Annotated in this window: 6 protein-coding genes, 1 tRNA gene and 1 pseudogene; 3 read left to right on the top strand and 5 right to left on the bottom strand. The window is 60.9% G+C overall.

Features of this window, described 5'->3' with window-relative positions; all coding sequences use genetic code 11:
• The 5 genes and pseudogenes from OXT71_18880 to OXT71_18860 form a co-directional block, all read right to left on the bottom strand.
• The coding region (locus OXT71_18880; protein MDE2928453.1) for an ATP-binding protein at positions 1-1,077 on the bottom strand (1,077 nt) is incomplete at its 3' end.
• Between the two features lie 23 nt (positions 1,078-1,100).
• The gene (locus OXT71_18875; protein ID MDE2928452.1) at positions 1,101-1,490 is read right to left on the bottom strand and encodes a hypothetical protein; all 390 of its coding nucleotides are present in this window, start codon (positions 1,488-1,490) and stop codon (positions 1,101-1,103) included.
• A 321-nt stretch (positions 1,491-1,811) separates the two neighbouring features.
• Positions 1,812-1,976, bottom strand: a pseudogene (locus tag OXT71_18870) (integrase).
• 186 nt (positions 1,977-2,162) lie between these two features.
• Positions 2,163-2,236, bottom strand: a tRNA-Lys gene (locus OXT71_18865).
• A 49-nt stretch (positions 2,237-2,285) separates the two neighbouring features.
• Positions 2,286-3,161 (bottom strand): sugar phosphate isomerase/epimerase, encoded by an 876-nt coding sequence (locus OXT71_18860; protein ID MDE2928451.1) that lies wholly within the window; start codon positions 3,159-3,161, stop codon positions 2,286-2,288.
• 245 nt (positions 3,162-3,406) lie between these two features.
• Between OXT71_18860 and OXT71_18855 the strand changes: the two genes are divergently transcribed.
• From OXT71_18855 to OXT71_18845, 3 genes are all read left to right on the top strand, one after another.
• Positions 3,407-4,474, top strand: coding sequence for an FAD:protein FMN transferase (locus tag OXT71_18855; GenBank protein ID MDE2928450.1), 1,068 nt, complete (start codon positions 3,407-3,409; stop codon positions 4,472-4,474).
• On the top strand, positions 4,471-4,971 hold the full coding sequence (locus tag OXT71_18850) for a DoxX family membrane protein (GenBank protein ID MDE2928449.1): 501 nt from the start codon (positions 4,471-4,473) through the stop codon (positions 4,969-4,971). The genes OXT71_18855 and OXT71_18850 overlap by 4 nt, the downstream gene beginning before the upstream one ends.
• A gap of 106 nt (positions 4,972-5,077) precedes the next feature.
• Positions 5,078-6,352 (top strand): Gfo/Idh/MocA family oxidoreductase, encoded by a 1,275-nt coding sequence (locus OXT71_18845; protein ID MDE2928448.1) that lies wholly within the window; start codon positions 5,078-5,080, stop codon positions 6,350-6,352.
• The last annotated feature ends 19 nt before the right edge of the window (positions 6,353-6,371 follow it).

Below are 6,371 nucleotides of genomic sequence, written 5' to 3'. Positions count from 1 at the left end.
CTTAGCGTGCAGGAGTCCTTCGCCGCTTCTCCAAATCGGCAACGTCGGGTCCAAACAGGTACCGGGCTGGATACCGGCCTGCGCTGCATGGGTTCCGTCCTCTTGGTAGCCGCGAAGCAAGAAGGCGCGCCCACCGCGCGTGACGCGCCAGAAATCGGAGTAGGCGGCATCTCGGAGATACCCTTGGCGATTTTCGCCTGTATGCCTACCGAACCAGCACTCGATGGCGCCGCCCCTAATGTATGGAGCAAGGGCCGGCCGAGTTGGAGCCCACCACGTGTTCCAGCCCGTGAGACGCGGTGCATCGCGCAGAACATCCAGCAGGGCGCCGTCTGATCGGAGGGGCGTCCCGCCGTCAACGTGGTAGGCGAACGTAAAGAACCCGTACGGACAACGTGCAGGGCTGTCGGATTGGAGTTCGGCGATTTTGTCTCGCCAGATATTTTCACAATCCTCCGCCCATCGATTCAGTCGGGACATTTCGTCCTGATCTCCTCCCGGCGAAGGCCTGACAGGCAGCAGATTGTGGATTTGACGAAGCAGACCGTGGATGTGATCAAGCGACTCATCACGCTGGACGCTTAAGCACTTTGCAAATAGCTCATTCCACTCGAGCCCAGTAAGAGGCGGTGCGCTTTGCGGCCCCGGACGGCGGATGTAGATTGCGTGCTGTTGAACAGTCTGACTGTTCGGACTGTTGCGCTTGGCGCGTATGGGAAATGGGTGACTTCCCGGAACGCCGATGATCGGATGAGTGACGCCTGAGATGGGATTTTGGATGCACTGCACCGAACAATGAAACGGAGGTTCTGCGTAACGGTGAACAATTCCGTTCACGTTATCCTGAGAGTAGCCTTTGAGATCGTCCGGTCGTCCCGAGGCAGGCGCGAAACCGGACGTCTCATCGAGTCCGATGATCACATACCCCCCGCCATGGTTTGCCAACGCAAGCAATGCCTTCGCGAGTGTCGCTTTGTCGTCGCCATCAGCGAGATCGAGCCAACATTTGATCTCAACATCAGGTGCTTCCCGAGGATCGCTCAGTAGGCCCTCAAGCCGATTGTGTTCTCCGTTCATCGGGCCATCCTCCAGACTGTGTACTATGGCCGATTCGTTTTTTGCTGGACCAATTTTCGGAGGATCTTCTCTGCGTGGAGGTAGAATTGTTCCGCTTCACGCAGGCTCGTGATCGACGTCACGATACCGCCCTCTGGCTCTCCGCGGCCGGGCAAAATCTCGATGACTTGTATGCCCCCTCTGCTGCCAATTGTGTGGTCATATTTGACCTTGAACTTGCAGTCCTGAAACGTGAACCCTAGTTGGCGAGTGTGGCGGCGCCACCAACTGTTTCCGACTTTATCGACGGCGAGTACGATCAGACCGACCCACGACGCAACCCGGCGAACGTGACGTGCGCCCTGGTAGTTATTGAAGAGGTAGTTGACGAAATAGTCGGCCACCCCTTCGGGTCCCATTTGATTTCTGGACATCAGCCACTCCAATCAGTTCTTCGATTCCCCAAACATGGTCCACAACTTCCACTTTCCATTGTAGCTTTCGGCGATGAGTCATCAAAGGTCGCAACCGGTGTGTGTCCTTCAGGATGAGCAGGTGTTCTTCCGAATGGGCGACGATCCATTTCAACGCGGTGCGGGCCATGCTAGCATCGGCAACCGGAGAGCGAACGTCGGCAGTTATCCGTCCGCGATTCGATACGCGCAGATCACCACTACGGCCCGGTTATCACGCTCAGAAACCAGGATGCGTCGGAATTACTTGGTCACTGCCTTCAGCTGGTCCACAAGGTCTGGCTATTTTTGTATCATCTCCCACTGTTCCGGGAGATAGGCCGTGCGGTTGTACGCCCGCCCGTTGGGGTCCCGCACCGCGTGGGCCAACTGGTGCTCGATGAGGTCAAGGCAGAATCCCAACACTTCATCCAGGATCGTTCTTGCCATCGCCCGAAACCCATGGCCTTTCATCTCCGGACCGCCCTAGCGTTCCAACAGGTCGTGGAATCGGATCGGGAGACATTCGGCATAAATTTTCGGCTTGCTCCGCACGGCATATCGAGTGTAGGTGTGGAACCCATACGGAACCTTTTTTGGAAGAACCCCGGATTTCAAATAATGGAGTCCCCGTAAACCGTTGAAAATAGTGGGTGAGCCGCCAGGGAATCGAACCCCGAACCTACTGATTAAGAGTCAGTTGCTCTGCCTGATTGAGCTAGCGGCCCAAGCTACCCCAGAAAGAAGTCCAGTTTAACAGACCGCCGCGCGCCGCGCCTACGCGGAGCCGGCGGCGGAAATGGCTTCGGCAACCATGTCCAGGCACTCGAGCATGGCCGGAACGGGATCTTCCTTGTCCCCTTCGAACTCCAGCGAGACGGGACCGAGAAACCCCAATTTCCGAAAGGTCTCGAAGGCCTTGACCACGTCCAGCCTGCCCTGGCCCAGGACCACGTCATTCTCGTCGGCATCGAAGTCCTTGAGGTGAACGCCCAGGACCCGGCTTCCAAGGATCTCCAGAGCCGACACCGGATCGACTCCGGCGCGGATGAAGTGCCCCAGGTCGGCACAAGCGCCGATGCGGGGGTCGAGGCCGTCGACCGCCTCCATGATCCATTCGGGACGCCGCCAGCGCTCGTCCTCAGGACCGTGATTGTGGATGGCGATCCGGATGTCGTATTGATCCACCAGCTTCTCCAGGCTGGCGAAGGCCCTTTTGGAAGGGTTGGCGCTGAGGACACTAACCCCAAGATTCCGCGCCAGTCCAAAGATCGCCTCGTTTTTTTCGTGTTCGTCGGTGAAGCGTTCCACCCCGAACGCGTTCACAATGATTCCCGCCTCCCGCAGCCGATCTCGAAAGCGGACGATCTCTTCCTCGCCGGCGTTCTCCGGAAGGTGGCCTCTCCAGATCTCCACGTAGGGCAGATTCAACCGTTTCGCCTGTCCGAGAAAGTCCCCGATGGGCACGAAATGCCGAAGCGAATAGCTCTGGAACCCCATTTCGTAGTTCCCATAGCCGCGATCCGGTTCCGGTTGTTCCGGCGAGTCCGCCGGCGGCGAAGAACAGCCCGAAAAGCCGGTGGCCAGGCCCGCTCCGGCAACGCCCAGGGACAAGTGCATCCAATCTCTGCGGTTCAACTGTTCCGTTAGCATCAGCGATCTCTCCTCCTCCGGGCGACGGCCTGTTTCCATGCCAGTCTACTACGACGCGAGGAGAGTGTCGCAGGCTGGGAGACGGGCCGAATCGGCCCGGCCGGCAATATCCGGTCCTCCCGGAGCCGCCGGCCCCGGGACCGGGGACGCCGCGTCTTGATCTCGTGCTGAATTTCCGGTTACCTTGTCTGGCGCCAGGGACCCCAGCGGGAAAACCATCCCCCTGAGTTCGAGGAAATCGGAACATGGCGACTCCCGGAACCCGCCGGAGAGATCTGCTCCATCCCCAACGCATGGCGGCTGTGGCCGCCGCAGCCCTGCCGCGCGTCCCTGCGGAAATCGAAGCCGTCCCGGATGAGCTGATCCGGGCCGGACGGCCGGCCATGGCCTGCCAATTCGAGATCTTCCTGTCGACCCGGGACCGGGCTCGCATCATGACGGTCCACCGGGCTCTGGATCTGATCCAGGAGCTGGAAGGCCGGATGACCGTCTTTCGGGACGACAGCGAGATCTCCCGCCTGAACCGCCGTGCCTTCGAAGGTCCGGTCACCGTCGAGACCGGCCTCCTCGAGTTGCTGACCCTGGGACGGAGAATTTCCAGCGAGACGGGAGGAGCCTTCGACATGACGGCCGGTCCCCTCTGGAAGGTCTGGGGTTTCTCCCGGCGCCGCGGCACGCTTCCCGATCCGGAGGCGGTCGAGAAGGCTCGAAGCCAGGTGGGCTACCGTTTCCTGGAATTGGACGCGTCGGCCGGAACCGTTCGCTTCCGGCGCCGCGGCCTTGAGCTGAATCTGGGAGCAATCGGAAAGGGGTACGCACTGGACCGCGCCGGCCGGCTGCTGCAGCGGGAAGGCATGGGCCGCGCACTGCTCCACGCCGGCTACAGCAGCATTCTGGCGCTGGGACAGGGCCCCGGGAAGGAACCGTCTCCGGGATGGAAGGTCAGCATCCGGGATCCGTTGGGACGGACCGGACCGCTGGCGGCCGTGCAGCTTCGAAATCGCGCCCTCTCCACTTCGGGCGTGGGGGAGCAGTTCTTCCGGGCCGGAAATCGACGCTATGGCCATGTTCTGGACCCTCGGACCGGCCATCCGGTGGAGAAGAATCTTGCCGCCACGGCCCTGGCTCCCACGGCGGCGGAGGCGGACGCCCTTTCCACGGCTTTTCTGGTCATGGACCTGGACGATATTTTGTCGTACTGTCATCGGCGCCGGGGCATAGGAGCCGTCGTGGTCGCCGCTGATCCCCGGGATGGAGCCGTTCAGGTCCATCACTGGGGCCTGGACGCCGATCATCTGGAGGTCTTCCGTTGAATCGATTCAATCAACTCTCTCCGATCCATAAATTCATGCTGCTGGTGCTGCGTTTCTGCATCGGATGGCACCTTTTCTACCAGGGCGTGGGGAAGATCCTGGCTGTGAATTGGACCTCCCGCGGCTATCTGGAAAACTCCACGGGGCCTTTCTCCGGAGTCTTTCACTGGATCGTGGAGAATCCTTCAATGCTGGCCCTGGCCGACGTCGGCACCAAGTGGGGACTCGTCATTTTGGGTCTGGGACTGATGTTGGGATTGTTCACCCGCCTGTCCGCCTTCGGGGGATTCGCGCTGCTCATGTTGTTCTACCTGGCTTCGCCGGCGCTGGTGTCGGACGGCTTCCTGGTCCAGTCGGCCGAAGGGACCGAGCTTTACGTCACCAAGACGTTGATCGAGGCTCTGGCCCTGTCGCTGATTCTGGTCTTCCCCACCGGTCAGATCGCCGGTCTGGACATATTGGTCCGTCACTGGACGGCCAACCGGTTCAACAGGTAGCGGCCGGGCAGATCAAGTTTTCCGGGTGGAGCAAGCGAGGACAAACCGCCGGCCTGATTGATAATATGGCAAGACCCGATCCGATCCGATCTCCATGGAGGTGGGTATGGTGAGCGACGAACAGAGAACACTGGGACGCAGGAATTTCCTCAAGGCCGTGGCCACGGTTCCGCCCACCGGAGCACTGCTCTGGAAGACTGCCTCCATGTGGCCGGTGAAGGCCGGCATCATCGGCATCGGAGGTCAAGGCGGCGTGTTGATGGAGAACGCCCCGCCCAGCCACATGAAGATCGCGGCGGTCTGCGACATCTTTCCCCCCAACCGGGAGAAAGCCCTCAAGATCGCCCAGGAACGGTTCGACCCGAACGCCGTGGCCTACTCGGATCATCGCGAACTGTTGAAACGCGGTGATATCGAGGCCGTCCTCATCGCGGCGCCCCTCTGGATGCACGAGGCTCTCGCCATCGACGCACTGAACGCGGGAAAGCACGTCTTCACCGAAAAGGCAATGGCCCACAGCATCGACGGTTGCCGACGCATGATCCAGGCGGCCGATTCCGCCGGCAAGCATCTCCAGGTGGGTCACCAGCGCAACTACAACCCCTTGTACCAGGAGGCCTACCAGCTCATCCGCGAGGGTGTCATCGGCGACGTCTACCACGTCCGCAGCCTCTGGCACCGGAACAAGAGCTGGAGGCGCCCGGTGCCCGAAACCGACTTCGACCCATCACCCTGGGGTTACCCGGACATGGAGCACCTGAGGAACTGGAGGCTCTACCGGAAGTACTCGTTCGGACTCAATGCCGAATTGGGCAGCCACCATCTGCAGGTGGTCAACTGGTTCACCGGCAAGCTGCCCAAGGCCGTCTACGGTTCGGGCGGGATCTACGCCTACGACGACGGCCGCGAGGTGGAGGATCACATCTACGTCACCTACGAGTATCCGGGAGGCCTGACCTACACGTTCTCGTCCATTCAGACCAACGCCTTCGACCACTTCTACGAGCAGTTCATGGGCACCGAGGGCACCATCATCCTCACCCGGGAGCGGGAAGCCATGCTCTTCTCGGAGGGTGGGAAGGCGGCGGCGACCGAGCTCAAGACCCAGGCCATGGGAGACGCTCCTCTGCTGGAGGCTTCGGAAAGCCGCGTCCGGGATGCCGCCGGGTCCCAGGTCACGGGTGGAGGCAAGAGCGCGGCCTCGGCTCTGAGGGGGTATTCCAAGGAATTGGAAGGATTCTGCCGGACCATCCGCTACGGGACCGAGAATCTTTGCGACGGGCCGTCGGCCATGAACGTGTGCGTGCCCATGATCAAGGCCGGCGAGTCCATGGATTCCCGGCAGAAGGTGGAAATCCCCCAGAATCTCTACTGGACCTGATCCACCGACCGGTGTCCCC

The sequence above is a fragment of the Acidobacteriota bacterium genome (assembly GCA_028874215.1).
Taxonomy (GTDB): Bacteria; Acidobacteriota; UBA6911; order RPQK01; family JAJDTT01; genus JAJDTT01.
Note: the sequence above shows the minus strand (reverse complement) of the source record. Positions and strands in the feature narration are given on the sequence as shown.

Excerpts from the sequence above, each read along its gene's own strand:
- OXT71_18875 (MDE2928452.1), bottom strand. The coding sequence starts at position 1,490 with ATGTCCAGAAATCAAATGGGACCCGAAGGGGTGGCCGACTATTTCGTC.
- OXT71_18860 (MDE2928451.1), bottom strand. The coding sequence starts at position 3,161 with ATGCTAACGGAACAGTTGAACCGCAGAGATTGGATGCACTTGTCCCTG.
- OXT71_18855 (MDE2928450.1), top strand. The coding sequence starts at position 3,407 with ATGGCGACTCCCGGAACCCGCCGGAGAGATCTGCTCCATCCCCAACGC.
- OXT71_18845 (MDE2928448.1), top strand. The coding sequence starts at position 5,078 with ATGGTGAGCGACGAACAGAGAACACTGGGACGCAGGAATTTCCTCAAG.